Annotated in this window: 9 protein-coding genes; 7 read left to right on the forward strand and 2 right to left on the reverse strand. The window is 46.1% G+C overall.

The genetic code is table 11. From position 1 onward, the window contains the following. The first annotated feature begins 222 nt into the window (after positions 1-222). From ACFTRD_RS09995 to ACFTRD_RS10020, 6 genes are all read left to right on the forward strand, one after another. Complete coding sequence (locus ACFTRD_RS09995; protein ID WP_379379320.1) at positions 223-4074, forward strand: alpha-L-arabinofuranosidase C-terminal domain-containing protein; 3852 nt, start codon at positions 223-225, stop codon at positions 4072-4074. Positions 4075-4432: 358 nt separating this feature from the next. Then, a complete protein-coding gene (locus ACFTRD_RS10000) occupies positions 4433-5338 on the forward strand; it encodes an ABC transporter permease (RefSeq protein WP_062318848.1) in 906 nt (301 codons plus the stop codon). Positions 5339-5353: 15 nt separating this feature from the next. Continuing rightward, the gene (locus tag ACFTRD_RS10005; protein WP_379379323.1) at positions 5354-6244 is read left to right on the forward strand and encodes a carbohydrate ABC transporter permease; all 891 of its coding nucleotides are present in this window, start codon (positions 5354-5356) and stop codon (positions 6242-6244) included. Positions 6245-6319: 75 nt separating this feature from the next. Further along, positions 6320-8071, forward strand: coding sequence for a sensor histidine kinase (locus ACFTRD_RS10010; RefSeq protein ID WP_379379325.1), 1752 nt, complete (start codon positions 6320-6322; stop codon positions 8069-8071). 4 nt (positions 8072-8075) lie between these two features. Beyond that, complete coding sequence (locus tag ACFTRD_RS10015; protein ID WP_379379327.1) at positions 8076-9734, forward strand: response regulator transcription factor; 1659 nt, start codon at positions 8076-8078, stop codon at positions 9732-9734. A 336-nt stretch (positions 9735-10070) separates the two neighbouring features. After that, a complete protein-coding gene (locus ACFTRD_RS10020) occupies positions 10071-11714 on the forward strand; it encodes an extracellular solute-binding protein (protein WP_379379329.1) in 1644 nt (547 codons plus the stop codon). 144 nt (positions 11715-11858) lie between these two features. Here ACFTRD_RS10020 and ACFTRD_RS10025 read toward each other — a convergent pair whose 3' ends face one another. Further along, the gene (locus ACFTRD_RS10025; protein WP_379379331.1) at positions 11859-13469 is read right to left on the reverse strand and encodes a response regulator; all 1611 of its coding nucleotides are present in this window, start codon (positions 13467-13469) and stop codon (positions 11859-11861) included. Continuing rightward, positions 13450-15204, reverse strand: a complete 1755-nt coding sequence (locus tag ACFTRD_RS10030) for a sensor histidine kinase (RefSeq protein ID WP_379379333.1) — start codon at positions 15202-15204, stop codon at positions 13450-13452. Before ACFTRD_RS10030 ends, ACFTRD_RS10025 begins: the two co-directional genes overlap by 20 nt. 336 nt (positions 15205-15540) lie before the next feature. Here ACFTRD_RS10030 and ACFTRD_RS10035 point away from each other — a divergent pair, with 336 nt between their 5' ends. Beyond that, a complete protein-coding gene (locus tag ACFTRD_RS10035; RefSeq protein ID WP_379379335.1) occupies positions 15541-16464 on the forward strand; it encodes an ABC transporter permease in 924 nt (307 codons plus the stop codon).

Below are 16464 nucleotides of genomic sequence, written 5' to 3' on the forward strand. Positions count from 1 at the left end.
GAGTACTTTACATTTTGAAAGAGTGGTAGGCATAAGAGCGATTTATTTGTATGAAATCCTATACTGCAACGGATTTTTTGTCATTTTGGGATTGAAATCTATACTCGGAATAAGATACTATACGATTAGCTCAGGTGTTTATATATTTATTAATCAATTTATATTTATACGAATTAAAGCAAGCACATCTACGATAATTTACGCTACATAGGAGGAATGAACATGACAACGTTTCGCAATCAACTCATCGCACACTATAAGTTTGAGGATGCAGCCGAGATCGGCAAGGATAGCTCAGGGAACGGACACAATGGAGCAGCCTTAGGAGAAAAACTACCCACGATTTCCGAAGTGAATGGCAGATGGGCGGTGACTTTTACCGGAGGAGCAAACGGAACATCCTATTTGGAGCTGCCTTCGGGATTGTTGCAAAATGTAAGCGATAACACCGGAGTGACTGTTGCAGCATGGGTCCATTTGGGCAAAGGTTCGAATGTGTGGGAGCGGATTTTTGACTTTGGCAAAGGAGAAAAGGGCCCCTATTTATTTCTGACTCGTCAGATGCGAGGCACGTTATATGCAGGCGATGATCTGGTTGTAGACCCGGGACGCGGATTTGCCAGCGGGGAATGGATGCATATTGCTTTATCGGTGGCAGGCAGTCAGGGCGGCACACGCAGCAGTGCGGGTCCGGTTGTATATGTGAATGGTGAGAAAGTCGCGGATGGCTCCATCAGTCAGACGTCCAGTGGCAATTATGCCAAGCTGCGCAGGTGGTTTGATTCGTTCGTGGACCCTGAGAATTATTCCCGTAATTATATTGGACGTTCTCAGTACGCGGCAGATGTGGATTTTGCGGGATCACTATCCGATTTTCGGATGTACCAGGCGGCTCTGTCCATGGATGAAGTGATTGAGGTGATGTGCGAGTCCTTGACGGATGAAGAGACTGTGAAGCTTGCCGGAGATAAATACTTGTCTGCTCCAGCCCGAATTATTACCAAAGATGTGTCATTGCCTGTAGATTTGCTGGGGGGCAAGGTAAACGTTCAATGGAATTCAAGTCAGCCTGAAGTGCTGTCAGCGAATGGAGAAGTTCAATCCCTAAGCTCGGCACAGGAGATTCGTTTGACTGCACGTTTGACCAAGGGTGGAATTACGTTAAACAAAAGTTTTGATGTCTCTGTTGTGCCAGAGCATATCCCGCCTTATACCGTCACGATTCACGGGGATCAAAAGGTGGCGGATATCAGTGAAGTAATGTACGGCCTGTTCTACGAGGACATTAACAATGCGGCAGACGGGGGGATCTATGCGGAGCTTGTTCAGAACCGCTCGTTTGAATCCTTTGCATTCGATACGTATTCGCATGACTCTGGCGAATGTGGTTGTTCGACAGGCCGGAATCGTGATCCATTGTTTGCCTGGTCCGGGGATACCGAGAAAATGATTGTACAGCATACCGATGGACTAAACACTCATCTTAACGTGGAAGATCTGGAAGTGAATGCTTATTATGTAACGGTTCAGGATGGTGCGACGATTCGAAATCGCGGGTTCTCGGATTCCAATCAACATTGTGCCATGTCCATCAAGAAGGGTGAGGCATATGATTTTACCGTCTGGGCCAAGGCAGTAGCCGCAGGGACGATTACGATTCAGTTGCAAGATGGAAACGGTGCTGCAATCAGTGATTCGGTTACGCTGCAAGTTGAAGGAGGTAACACGTGGAAGAAATACGGAATCGCCTATTCCGATACCCGCGTCCTCGCGGCCAATGCCGAGTTCAGCGCTCATGCGATTGGCAGTCATGTGTTGACTCACCCCGGTTCCCCCCGAATCACCAATTCGAATGTGACCCTGACGGGAACGGAGACTGCGCTGGGGCAGTTGGCACTCACCTTTGAAGGGGACATTTCCATTGATATGGTGTCGCTGATTCCACAGGACGTGTGGGGAGCCAATCCGGAAGAGCAGGGAGTATCCGCGTCAGCACATGCCAACTACACAGGCAATCCAAACTATCGACTCCGAAAAGATCTGGTTCAGGCGCTTGTTGATCTGCATCCGAAGTTTCTGCGTTTTCCGGGGGGATGTATTTCGGAAGGCTCGTTTATTTGGGACAATGTGTATGACTGGAAGGATTCGGTGGGAGCGGTTGAGCTTCGCAAAGAGAACTATAACGTCTGGGGTTACATGATGACGATGGGTCTGGGCTATATGGAGTATTTCCAACTGGCAGAAGACTTGAATGCTGCTCCGGTTCCGGTCATGGCCTGTGGTGTTCTGTGTCAGGCACGTTCGGATTACGCACACCCGGCGGGTGGGGCTTTGAGGGATTACTATATCCGTAACTTTACAGACCTGATCGATTTCGCGCTCAGCACGGATATTGAACATAACGAATGGGCGGCCATGCGGAGCAGCATGGGACATCCTGAGCCGTTTGATCTGCGTTATCTCGGCGTAGGTAATGAGAACTGGGGAACCGAATTTTTCGCCAACTTTGAAGTATTCAAGACGTCGATTGATGACTATATGAAACGTAACTATCCTGATCATGAGCTGCACATCATATCCACAGTCGGCGCCCAAGCGGATGATGATGCGTACCAGCAGGGATGGAAATTCCTGAGTGGCAATCTGACCGGATCAGCTCAAGTGGCTTTTGCAGACGGCAAAGAGGTGATCGAGGAGACGGTCACCTGGTATGAGAACCAGGACAACTATATGGATACCATTGCGGATGAGCATTACTATCGTTCCAATGACTATTTGCTAAACAACGTGGATCGGTACAACTATTATGAGCGGGCGTATCACAAAGATGGCAGTATCGATTGGAAAGAGACGTCCAAGGTATTTGTGGGAGAATATGCGTCCACGGACAAAAATACACTGGCAGGTGCAATCGCCGAAGCTGCGGTCATGACCGGATTTGAAAATAATGCAGACGTCGTTCGCTTGGCTGCCTATGCGCCACTGTTCAATAAAGTGTTGACGGACGGTACCTATCGTTGGACGCCGGACTGCATCTGGTTTGATGATGAGACGGTATGGTACACACCGAATTACTATGTACAGCAGCTTTTTGCCAAGTATGTGGGTGAGCAGGTGCTGAGGACTTCATTTTCAACGTATAGCAAGGGTCAACCAATGGAACTCATTCCGCGTGGTGGGATCAAGATTGCGACAGGCAATGCCGACATTGTAGTGAAGCGGATTACAGTCACATCGAACCAGGATGGCAGCGTGCTGTTTGCGGAAGATTTCAGAGAACAGACAGCATTAAATAAGGCGTGGAATTGGATTCCCGGATCAGCAGGATATACGTTGGTGGCCGGAACAGGTCTGATGTTGAAAGCACAGGCAAGCGGTCTAAACGGGATATACCTTTTGAACGATGAATGGACCAATTACAAAGTGGAAGTCGAGACGCAGCGAATATCGGGTGAGGAGGGCTTCACCATCGGTGTGGGTTTGACGGATATTTCACCTGAGAAAAAGGATGTCATCGAATACGCGATTGGATATGGCGGCAATGCAACGGGAATCAAGGTATATAAACAAGGTGTAGAAGGCTACACCCTTGGCGACTATTCTTCCAGTTCAGCGGCGGGCAATCTCCGAGCAGCCAACTATGAACCGTTGGAGAACGATACGAATTACACGATTACCGTCAACTATGGTGGCGATACAGGGAAGAGTCTGATCTGCTCGTATACCGATGGTCATACAACCAGCAGAACTCTGGATTACAAGCTGGAAGCGTACAACCGGGACATATTCCATTCGGTTACGAGAGATGCACAACATGTGTATGTGAAGCTGGTGAACGCAGATGGGGGGGACAAAGCAACTCAAATTCACCTTCAGGATCTGAACATTAACTCTGTTGCGAGAATGATAACACTTAGCGGAGATGAAGAATTGCTGCATGTTCCCAACGTGAATCAGAAGAACGATGAGAAAATTGTTCCACAAGAACAAGTGATTCATCTGCAAGAGGATTCTCTAGTTTTGCAGCTCCCTGCCCATTCAGTCAATGTACTGGTAATGGATGTCCAGAAATAATTATATAAGTTGAACCAATAATTTTCACACGAAGTCACTACGTGGTCAGAACCATCTTCCGATCGCTGTTATCCCCAGACTTTTTTGATTTCCTTATTTTAAAGGGGGAAGTCCGGTGATAAAGGCGAACGCTTCGCTTCTTCAGATTCCTTCTGACCTCTCCGTTATCGTGTAAATGTCTAGTCCAAATTATTTAGTTAATATCTCAATAATAACCTGATGCAGCCTTAGAACCGCGATTATCGCGGTTTTTTGGCGTTCAGCGAAGAGAGTCAATAAAAGATACCTAAAGTAAATAGCCTACACTATTGCCGATTCCTGACGGATTCTATAATGAATCTGAAGGAGGAGACAGCTTATGCGTTCCAACTACAGACAATTTATACGAAACGTTCCGCTTCACCTTATGATATTGCCTGGACTGATCATTATTATTGTATTCGGTTACATTCCGATGGCGGGGCTCTCCATTGCTTTTCAGAATTTTTCTCCCATTGCCGGATTCAAAAATATGAACTGGGTCGGTCTGGACAATTTCAGATACCTGTTCGATCTGCCTGGTTTCTCACAGGTCGTATGGAATACCGTATTTATTTCCGTTATGAAAATTGTGTCCGGTTTGGTCATTCCGGTACTTGTGGCCTTGTTACTGAACGAGGTTCGCAAAACAGGTTTTAAACGAACGATTCAGACGGTGATCTATATGCCGCATTTCTTTTCCTGGGTCATTTTGGCCGGCATCATTGTGGATGTGTTGTCCCCCAGCACCGGAATCGTGAATATGCTGCTAAAGGCGATAGGCGTTGAACCCGTGCAATTCCTGGCCAGTAACGAATGGTTTCCCTACATACTCGTCATTACGGATCAATGGAAGGAATTCGGATTTGGCACAATTATATATTTGGCCGCACTGACCAACATTGATAAATCCCTGTATGAAGCATCCGTAATGGATGGTGCGGGAAGATGGAAGCAGACATGGCATATTACGCTGCCTGGCATTCGTCCAATTGTGATTCTGATGGTAACGCTGAGTCTTGGTAACGTACTTAATGGTGGTTTTGACCAAGTATTCAACCTATATAATCCGCTGGTCTATGAATCCGGAGATATTCTGGATACGATGATCTATCGGATTGGTCTGCAGGATGCACAGTACTCGGTATCCACCGCATTGGGTCTTATTAAATCAGTCGTTTCGTTTATCTTTATCGGGCTTGGGTATTTCCTGGCTTATCGATTAGCCAATTATCGGATTTTTTAGAAAGGAGGCAAGAACATGCATCACGCTTCGAGAGCCTATCGTTGGTTTCTGGGATTGAATTACGTCATCCTGACCCTTCTTGCCTTGCTATGCCTGTTTCCTATTGTGAATATTCTGGCGATTTCGTTTAGTTCGAGTGAAGCAGTCAAGGCGGGGAGTGTTACATTCTGGCCAGTGGACTTCACCTTGTCCTCCTATAAATACATTCTCGAAAATCAGCAGTTTCTAAATTCATTCGGTACAAGTCTTCTCCGTGTTGTACTTGGGGTTGCGACCAATCTGGTCTTCACGATTCTTGTGGCCTATCCGCTATCCAAGGAAGCTGCAAAGTTTCGTTCCAGAACGTTCTATGCGTGGATATTTGTCTTCACCATGCTATTCAGTGGAGGACTGATTCCAGGTTATCTGATCGTCAAGGAAGCAGGTCTTTTGGATTCCATCTGGGCTTTAATTTTGCCGGGAGCTGTTCCCATCTTTAATGTATTGCTTATGCTGAATTTCTTTCGAGGTTTGCCGAAGGAGCTGGAAGAAGCGGCATGGATGGATGGGGCAGGACATTTTCGCACCCTATGGAGCATTTACCTTCCCATTTCACTTCCAAGTATTGCAACCATCACGCTATTTGCCATGGTAGGACACTGGAACGCCTGGTTTGATGGCATGATCTATATGAAGAGTCCGGAAGGTTATCCGCTAGCTACGTATCTGCAATCGATGCTCCAGCAAGTGACAAAGCTTCAAAGTGAGATGATGACCCTGGAGGACGCAACGCTGTTAAGCCAGGTGTCGGACAGAACGACTCAGGCATCCCAAATCTTTTTGTCCGTTATACCCATACTGCTTGTGTATCCGTTCCTGCAAAGGTATTTCGTCCATGGACTTGTTGTCGGCAGTGTAAAGGGATAAGATCGATGGAGGAAAGTCAATGGAGGAGCCGATTTCCGGCTCCTTTTTGCCGTTGAGGAGAGGAGTGGAGGGAAAATGAGATTTGCGGTGGGCACTTGGAAAAATGCATCCATCGTCGTCAAACTGATGATAGCCTTTGTGCTCGTCATTCTGCCCCTGTATGGAATCAGCATTATGATCACACATACCAGCTCCAAGCAAATGCAGACGGAAGTGGAGAAGGCGCATGAATCAAAGCTGTTTTTCTATCACAATCATCTGCAATTTGAACTGGAGCGAATGAGTGGGCTTGTTACCGAATTTTCATTTGATGAAACAATGTCTACCCTAAGTACACGAGCTGCGATCATGAGCAGGTATGAGGTGACTTCCAGTCTCAATAATATCCACAACAAGCTGGGTCAGATCATGGTAACGAGTCCCTATATCAGCGATGTTGTGTATTACGTACCGGCTCTGCATAAACGGGTCAGCGCGGTGGACGGAATTCGCAATGTGGAGGATGGCGAATGGAAGGATCTGCTGGCAACAATGGGAAATCTGAATGGAGAGCTGTCTTATTCGGATAACAATCTTTATTTTCTCAAAAGCAATCCGTACAACATGAATCATGAGGAACCGCCCAATTTTATATTAGGCATACGACTGTCTGCGGAAGAACTAAAGCACAGATTGCAGCAACTCGCGGAAACAGGGGGCAGTGATATTACGCTGAGCTTCGGAGAGCAGCATAATGTTGTCATTTCCTCTTCGGATAAACCTGCTTCGGCGGCACAATTGCAACAGGTATCTCCAGAATTTCCGGTATCCATGCAAGTGACGAGGTTTCAATCCGATCCATTCCTGTACTATTCACTTTATGATCCCGATCACTCATTCACGCTGACGGCTAGCATTCCTAATGATGTGCTCAAAGCTCCCCTGCAACAATACAACCTATGGTTGTGGGTGCTAACGCTTATTTCAATTGTTATCATTATGATCTTCTCGTTTTCAATCTACAGATCGATTCACAAGCCGTTATCTGTACTCATTCGCGGTTTCAGAATGGCGGAGCAGGGTCAGACAAGCATTCATATTCCACAATCCAGACGCGATGAATTCGGTTATTTATACTCTCGTTTCAACCACATGATAGAGCGCTTACATATTTTGATTGATGAAAATTATGTTGCCCGAATTCGAACCAGCGAGGCAGAACTGAAACATCTGCAGTCCCAGATTCAGCCTCACTTTTTATATAACAGCCTGTTCAGCATCAAGCAAATGGCCGAGGTCGAGGATGTTGAATTGATTCAGGAGTTCACCGACTATTTGGGTCAATATTTCAGGTATATGTCCAGGGATTCTCATGACGAGGTATCGCTCGGTGAAGAGGTGGACCATGCCCTGGTCTATGCCTCTATTCAAAAAATTCGATTTGGCTCACGAGTCCAGCTGCAATTGGAGGATCTGAGCAGGGAGTATCGAGGCATTGCCATTCCCCGCGTCATCATTCAGCCAATTGTCGAGAACGTCTTTGAACATGCCCTTGCTAAACGCAGTCAGGGAGGGATTCTGAAAATATCCTATCAAGTGGACCATGACAAATTGTCCATTCGGATTGAGGATGATGGCGATCAATTAACGGATGAAGTATTGAGCACCCTGCAAGCATCCTTTCAGGAATCTGCGAATCAGAGACATGGGAATGAAGAGATTACGGGACTGATAAATGTGAATCAACGTTTACGGATCAAGTTTGGGACAGGCTATGGCCTTAGTGCGCAGCGCAGTGTGTTGGGCGGTCTATGCATGATTTTAAATATTCCATGGAGACGGGAGTAGTCGTATGCAGCGAATGTTAATTGTAGATGATGAACCGGTTATTTTGGACGGACTCTATGCTTTCTTTCAAAAGGCGGATTTGCAGGATATGGAGATTATCAAGGCGTACTCTGCCTTTGAAGCAATCGAGTGGTTGAACTCCGTCAAAATTGATATCGTGCTCAGCGACATCTGTATGCCTGGCATGGATGGAATGGAACTCATCGAGAAGATTATGGATCGGTGGCCACGATGCAAAGTTCTTTTGCTGACAGGTCATAACGAATTTGATTATGCGCATCAAGCGATACGCAACCCTTGTGTTGTGGATTATCTGTTAAAGACAGAGGGCATGAATCATATCCGCGCTGCGGTAGAGCGGGCTTTAACACAAATTTCGGAGGAAAATGATTTCCGTTACCAGCATGCCTGGTTTCGCAGCAAGTTGCCCAGAGCGCTGCCACAGCTGCAAAGACAGTTGCTGCTGGATCTCCTAAAGCGAACGGAAAGACACGATATCGCCTCGCTTCAGGAGGAATTGGATGCTGTCCAGCTTCCTTTCATGTCTACTGAGCCTGTAATCCCGGTCATCATACGGGTCGAGGAGTGGAACAACTATCACTCCCAGGCAGATCGGAGTTTAATCCGATATGCCGTTGCCAATGTTGCGGAGGAGCTGCTTCAGGATAAGGTCAAGGTCAAAGCAATCGATCTGGATTATCAGGTGATCGCCTGCTTTGTTCAGCCCAAGGTGGAGCCATCCAGCTTCTATATGGGAGAGCAGGAGAAGGGGGAACAGACGCTGCGATTCGTCTATGGAACGCTGGAGTCTGTGCAGCAATCCTGTGCGGATTGCCTGAATCTGTCCGTCTCCATTATGGTGAGCGAGCAGGCGGTAGAGTGGATGGGGCTGAATCAGGCCATCGCGCAGTTGCGCCTGTCTATTCATGAGGGCCCTGGACTCGGGATGGAGAAGTTGCTTCGTGTCAATGTGCAGCATGATTTGCCATACACCCCCAATATTTTGAATCAACAGAGTGTTGCAGCCCTTCATCTGGATCAGATCAAGCAGCGCGTTGCAGCAGGTGACAGGGAGTGGATGGAGTCGTTTCACAAATGGACAGAGGCTTCAAAAGAAGGGCTTCAGGATCCGTTCTTTCGAATGAAAATCTATACAGGAGCAGGCAACGGACTGATCGAGCTTCTTCATGAACTGGGCTTGTACGAATCGGCGATGGAGGAAATGGCGCTGTCTCGAATGCTTCATTTTGACATCCATACGCCCTGGTCAGATCTGGTGCTCTTTTATCAATCAGCATATGAATGGATCATCTCCAAACGAAGTGTTACACGTATCCATGATCAGTCGCAGATTCTCGTTACGATTCATCATTATATCAAGCATCATCTGGAGGATGATCTTTCATTAACCCGAATTGCACAGGAGGTTTCCCTTAATCCTTCCTATCTGTCCCGTTGGTACAAGCGCATTACAGGCAAAGGCATATCCGACTATATCCATGACCGGCGCATTGAGCGCAGCAAGGAATTACTGCTCGGCTCCGCCTGCAAAATGCATGAAATATCCGCCAAGGTCGGATTTAGTGATCAGCATTATTTTTATCGTTTCTTCAAAAAAGCTACTGGCTGCACGCCGCAGGAATATCGGGATCAAAAAAGTTAGATCAAGTATGAAATGGTAAATCAAAGATACCAGATGTCAACGGGGTACACTCGAAGTGATAGCGCTTACTTATTACAATGAATTATATAAGATGAACAAGATTAAACCATAACGGAGAGAGCAGAAGAGACCTGTAGAAGCGGAGCTAAAAGCTTTCTGTGAAAGCTACTTCGTAAGCATAAACTCGCCTTTATAACCGGATTCTCCCTTCAAAAAGGGATAAAGGACATCTGGGGATAACAGCGATCAAAAGGTTGTTCTGCTATCGGAGTGCAGCGTTTAATATTTATTAGTTCATCTTATATACCTCACGAGAGGAATAAAAGGGGGATTCGCATGAACATATCATTAAAGAAATTCTCATTGTTAACGTTAAACCTGGTTCTGGCAACCACGCTTGCAGCCTGTTCATCAGGTACGGGTAGTGCTGAGAATGAAGCCCAGCCGAACACACAGCAGGATGCCGGAGGTCCGCTTACAAAATATGATCCACCGATCAAATTAACATCAACCATGAATGAAACAGGGAAAGAATCACTCGCTGAAGGTGATACGCATGCCAATAACGTTTGGACCAGAGGATATAAGGACGAACTGGGTATTGATGTCACCTACGACTGGATTGTTCCCGATGCCAATTATAACGACAAAATGAACGTCACCCTGGCTAGCGGCGATCTGCCAGATGTATTGAAAGTGAGTGCTGTACAGTTTGAACAGCTGCATGAAGCGGGAATGCTGGAAGATCTGACCGATGTCTATGATAAGTATGCATCTGACCTCGTTAAGGAATTTATGTCCGCTGAAGATGGAGCAGGCTTGAAGCCGGTAACCAAGGACGGAAAAATATACGCGATGGTCAGTTTCCCAGGCTCGCTGGATTCCTCGGATATGATCTGGATTCGCCAGGATTGGTTGAAAAAAGTCGGGCTTGAAGCGCCAAAATCAATGCAGGATGTCATCCAGATTGCGGAAGCTTTTACCTTTGAAGATCCGGACGGTAATGGCAAAGATGATACGTATGGTATTGCACTCAACAAGGATTTGCCAATTAATGCGTTCTTGCTTGGTTATCATGGTTATCTGGAAACCTGGATCAAGGATGCTTCCGGTCAGGTTGTAAATGGTACCATTCAGCCTGAGGTGAAGGAAGGGTTACGCGAACTGCAAAATCTGTATCAGAAGGGTGTACTCGACCCCGAGTTTGGTGTTAAGGATTTTACGAAGATGATGGAAGATGTGAATGCAGGCAAGTCAGGCATGTTCTTCCTGCCACAATGGGCACCATTTCAGGTTAGCAGCATGATCAAAAAGGATAAGAACGTGGACTGGCTGCCATATCCGGTTCAATCCATTGATGATCAGCCTGCAAAAACGCAGAATCATCTTAGTCTGGGCGGCATATTCGCCGTACGTAAAGGGTATGAGCACCCGGAAGCATTGATTAAGCTGCTGAACTTCCAGGCAGAGAAAATGTTCGGTGAGTCGGCCAAGGAAGAGCGGGCTGCGTATTTGAACGGTTTGACCGGACTCGGTTTTCATAATGCAACTGTATCCAATCTTCCTGCCAACAAAAACGTAAAAGCACAGGATGAAGTGGAGCAGGCGCTCAAAACGGGAGATACTTCCGGATTGGAGCTTGAAGCGAAGCTGTTCTACGATGATATTATGGATTACCGTAATGGTAACCTGGATAAGTGGCATATGGAACGCATTTTTGGACCGGAAAGCTCGCAGGGTGTCATTAAATATTATCGTGATAACGACCTGATTGTCATGAATGAATTCATCTACGCACCAACGAGAACGATGAACACGAAACAGGCAACCCTGGATAAACTTCGCGCAGAGACGTTTCTGAAAATCATCTACGGCAACTTGTCCATCGATGAGTTCGATAACTTTGTCGCCAATTGGAAAAAGCTTGGTGGTGACCAAATCACTCAGGAAGTGAATGAAGTCATTAATGCGAATAAGTAAGCTTAAGGAACAGCAAATGCCACTCTACGTCTATACGTAGGGTGGCATTTTTTATTGCAGCGAGAAACATATGAATCAGAAGAATCATGTCCACAAACAGAGTATGACCCCGTGTTATTTCGCTTTTCGCATAGGGTACACGGTTCATCCAGTTTCATGAGCGCTTTCTCTTTGCTTCTTGCGATATTCATTAGGGCTGCATCCCATTTCCTGTTTAAACAGTTTGGTGAAGTGGGAGTAGTTGGTATAACCCACATGTCCAGCAATGGCATGGACCGATTGCGTGGTCGTTTCCAGCAGTTGGCGAGCAGCTACAAGACGGGTATGAATGACATAGTTGCCGAGTGAGATTCCCATCTCTTTCTTGAACAGCCGTGCGAGATAATCCGGATTCAGATAGACCATTTCCCCCAGGTTATTCCTCGTTAGATCTTCCCCGTAATGAGTGCGTATATAATGGGTAATCTCGTGCACAACCGACTTCGGCTGCTCGGCAGCATTCAGGTATTCCGCAGCGGTATTAACCAGATAGGCTATGTAGGATTGCATATCTTCAATAGAATACAAAGATTGCATAAACAATTGATCATTCGTTTTGCCCATATATAGCTTGTGCACTTCAATCTCTTTACTCTTCAATTGGGCATATACGAGCTGCACCAGATCAAGACGCAACATGCTGAGCACGGCAGTGCCTACCACCCCTTCACGGACAAGTTGGTGCATGTAACGAACGGTCTCATCCAAAAAGGCCTGGAAACGGTTCTCATTCAGCAACTGCTCCAGCAATGCCAGATCAGGCGGTGTGTAATTCAATTCAGGTCTGCTATAGTTTTTCAGTAAAAAGGTTTGGTTGCGGTGTTTGATTCGTTCTTCATTCATGAGCAACAGCTCGTTGATGGTATGACGAATCTGACCCAGTGGCAGAGAAAATCCGATACTACAGCAGGCATCCGACTTCAGGTATCTATTGACCTCCGGGATGAACGAGCAGCACATGGATTCGATCAGCTGAGCATCCGGTGCTCCGTTCCATTTTAGAATAACCATCCAGTTATGATCCTTAATTTCGGAAATAGCTTCAATGGAGAACAAAGCGTCCTGAAACCGTTCAACAATCACATTCAAACTAGCGTAATCGAACAAATTCTTGTCGGTCTTGCCCAGGCTGCCATCATACGGAAAAAGATTTACCAGAATAGGAAGAAATAGATCCGTTGTTTCATATGGAAGATTTTGTTCTGTCAAAAAGGCAGAGACGTTGGCAGGGCCGGAAGGAAAGGCTTTACCGGAGATCAGCCTGCGCCAGCTGTCCTCAATGAGCTTGCTCCGATTTTTCTGCCACAGTTCACCCTCATGAATAGCTTTCTCAATGAACTGCTGGTCTCGGGCTTTGGCAATCGCCTTTTGAATAATCAGAGTCAACTTGTCAAATTCAATAGGCTTCAGAAAATAATCAAAGCTTTGCAGTTCGATTGCTTTCTGCGCATAGTTAAAATCGGCATAATTGGTGAGAAAGATCGTCTGTACATTATGCGATTCCTCCCGGACCCATGCCAGCAGTTCAAGTCCGCTTCCCTGGGGCATCTCAATATCGCAAATGAGGATCTGTACCGGATGATTCCGCAGAATCTCTTTGGCTTGCGCAATATTATAGGCTGTAAATATCGTGTTGATTCCCAAGGCCCCCCAGTCAATTTTCTTTTCCAAAGCCATTACAACAAAGTAATCATCATCAACCAGCAATGCATTCATGGTTTGTCACCTCTCCCGAAGGTTCTGAATTCAGTATCATTTTAGGCAAGGAAAGCGTGATTCGAGCGCCACTTGCGTCGTCGTTTGCAAACGTAATCGTCGCTTCATCTCGATACAGCAACTCCAACCGTTGAATGGTATTCATAATGCCGATCCGATTGCCGCCGGTCTGTTCCAGTGCTTCTCCGCGCATCAGTGCGCCAAGAATTTCCGGACTGAAACCTGGTCCCGTATCTGAAATTTGGATGAGCACATGATCGCCATTTTCCTGTCGTTTCTCAGTTACGTATAAAGTAATACATAATTCCCGGTCCCGGGAGACGCCATATTTGACGGCATTTTCGATGAAGGTCTGAATTACGAGTGGAGGCACAGCGATACCCGTGATCACCTCGGATTGTTCAATTCGGTAGGAAAAAGCATCCCGGTAACGTGATTTCTGGATGTCCAGAAACGTTCTCACATGTTCAATCTCATCCTCCAGCAGAACGAAATTGTCGCCACTTTGAAAGATATAACGGAAGTATCGGGACGTGGCCAGGGCCATACTTTCAATCTCCTCATACATTTGCATCTGCGCCATACTGTACATGCTCGTCAGACAATTCAGGAAGAAGTGGGGTTTGATCTGCAATTTCATATAATCCAAGCGTATTTTCTGTTTCTCCAACTCCTGCTCATAGCGATCAATCTTGAACCGTTTAATCTGGACCACCAGTTCCTTGAACTGTGCATTGACCTGCTCCAGCTCCATAATCCGGCTGCTCTTGAAGTCTGTTGTTTCATCGCCTTCGTTGATACGCGCGAGATTTTTGGAAAAACGCTGAATGGGAACCAGCAGATTTTTTCTGAAAAACAACATTATTGCGCTTAACGAGGACGTTACAATCAGAAAAAGCAGCATAATGAGCAGTTGGGCCACCATAATTTTCTCGAATGCGCCAAACTTGATGACCATATGTGCGCTGAATGCCGCATTGGAGAAGTCGCTGCTCACGAGATTGTGAGACTGGAACAGATCAAGAAATGAATGCCTCTCTTCCGGTGTGTGCTCCCCGCTGGCAGGACCGGAAAGTTGCATGCCGTTCTCATCAACGAGAGAGGCGTATCCGTTGGCACCCAGATTAATCTGCCGGAGAGGGGCGATCAAATCATCTGCGGATATCAAGGCAATCAGATAACGGTTGTAGTACGGCACAATATTGATAAGATAAGAAGTGCCGTTCACATGAATCGGTGTCCAATGGGAATAGAACTTTTCATATACACCTTTATCGCGGGTCAGCGTAATGATCTGTTTTTTCACTTCTGAATAATCCGAATAGGAGATGCTTATCGGCGCGCAGTTAAGGAAATACTCACTATTCTCCAAATAATAAAAGAAATTGTACGATTGCCCATAGTTTCGCTGTAGTTCAGCGAAAAGCATATGTAGTTTTTCGTTGCCCTTCAGGAACGGAATACTGTTTACACCATATGTATTCATGTTGTCGAGATTCTCGTCATTGGCCAGTGTCCACCCCATGAAATGGTTAATGTACGCAAAATCGTGATTAATACGATTGATGTACAGATCGGCTGCATCCTGCAAGTATTGGGTGGATTGCTGCTTCACCATGGAGATCGAAGCAATGCTGATGACCAGATCCAGAATGAACACAACAAATGAAATGACGAACATCATGCGGATGTAATGCCGAATGGGATAAGGTTTGATGGCGTTCAGGTTTGCCATGAACAATGCACCACTTTCTTGATTGCTTCATTATGAATGCGCTTTAATATCTCAGGAATAGTATAAAACCTTTGCTTGAAAAAAGCATAAAGATTTGCCTCATTTGGTTCAGAAGTCCGGAATACACACATGAAAGTCTGGATAACGATATGTTTTCTACTCGTAAGCATTCTGGTTTTCTCGTAATCTTCGAAAAGGGAACAGCAGAAGTCCGAATACCGTTCCTAGGGGTCCGATAAAGAGAATGAAAAGGGGTTTATACTGAAGCTATTCCAGAGATCACGGGTCCAAGCGGGAAAGCAGCATCAGTATATTTACAGGAGGGGAGAAAGAACCATGAGGACCAACCCACTTTATATCGGAAAAACGATGGAGAGAATCAGGCGAAACTGGGGGCTTTACGTTTTGCTTTTTCCGGCTGTTCTATTAACACTTTTATTTGCCTATAAGCCAATGTATGGCGTGATCATCGCATTTAAGGATTATAGCCCGGCATCAGGAATCGGTGGCAGCCCATGGGCGGGATTCAAGTACTTTGAGAAGTTCTTTCATTCCTATCAATTCACCAATACGATTCGCAATACACTTGTGATCAGCCTGTATAGCTTGGCTACGTTTCCGATCCCCATTATGCTTGCACTGTTGGTGAACCAGATGAGAGCGGGAAGGTTTAAGCGATTTTTCCAGACCGTCTCCTATATGCCTCACTTTATTTCAACGGTAGTTATGGTCGGATTGATGCTGATCCTGTTCTCGCCCAGTACAGGGCTCGTTGGCAATCTGTATCAGCTGTTTGGAGCGCAAGCACCGGACTTAATGGGTTCATCAGCTCTGTTCAGCAGTGTGTATGTGTGGTCTGACGTGTGGCAGCATGTCGGTTGGGACAGCATTATCTATATTGCCGCGTTGTCTGCTGTAGATCCAAGCCTCTATGAAGCGGCAACGGTTGATGGGGCAAACCGATGGCACAAAGTTCGTTATATTGATATTCCAATGCTGCTGCCTACGGCCATCACGCTGCTTATTTTGCGAATGGGCGGATTACTTGGCGTAGGATTTGAAAAGGTCTATCTCATGCAGAACGACTTGAATATCCTCTCAAGTGAGATTCTGTCTACGTATGTATACAAAATCGGTTTACTGAGCAGTCAATACAGCTTCTCCTCAGCGATCAACCTGTTTAATACGGTCATTAATTTCATTTTGCTTATTCTGGTCAATCAGTTGTCCAAGAAATACAGTGAGAACAGTTTATGGTAG

The sequence above is a fragment of the Paenibacillus sp. NPDC056933 genome (genome assembly GCF_042674385.1).
In the GTDB taxonomy this organism is placed as follows: Bacteria; Bacillota; Bacilli; order Paenibacillales; family Paenibacillaceae; genus Paenibacillus.

Bases quoted from the DNA above. Each gene is read 5' to 3' on its own strand.
- ACFTRD_RS09995 (WP_379379320.1), top strand. From the start codon at position 223: ATGACAACGTTTCGCAATCAACTCATCGCACACTATAAGTTTGAGGAT.
- ACFTRD_RS10000 (WP_062318848.1), top strand. From the start codon at position 4,433: ATGCGTTCCAACTACAGACAATTTATACGAAACGTTCCGCTTCACCTT.
- ACFTRD_RS10005 (WP_379379323.1), top strand. From the start codon at position 5,354: ATGCATCACGCTTCGAGAGCCTATCGTTGGTTTCTGGGATTGAATTAC.
- ACFTRD_RS10010 (WP_379379325.1), top strand. From the start codon at position 6,320: ATGAGATTTGCGGTGGGCACTTGGAAAAATGCATCCATCGTCGTCAAA.
- ACFTRD_RS10015 (WP_379379327.1), top strand. From the start codon at position 8,076: ATGCAGCGAATGTTAATTGTAGATGATGAACCGGTTATTTTGGACGGA.
- ACFTRD_RS10020 (WP_379379329.1), top strand. From the start codon at position 10,071: ATGAACATATCATTAAAGAAATTCTCATTGTTAACGTTAAACCTGGTT.
- ACFTRD_RS10025 (WP_379379331.1), bottom strand. From the start codon at position 13,469: ATGAATGCATTGCTGGTTGATGATGATTACTTTGTTGTAATGGCTTTG.
- ACFTRD_RS10030 (WP_379379333.1), bottom strand. From the start codon at position 15,204: ATGGCAAACCTGAACGCCATCAAACCTTATCCCATTCGGCATTACATC.
- ACFTRD_RS10035 (WP_379379335.1), top strand. From the start codon at position 15,541: ATGAGGACCAACCCACTTTATATCGGAAAAACGATGGAGAGAATCAGG.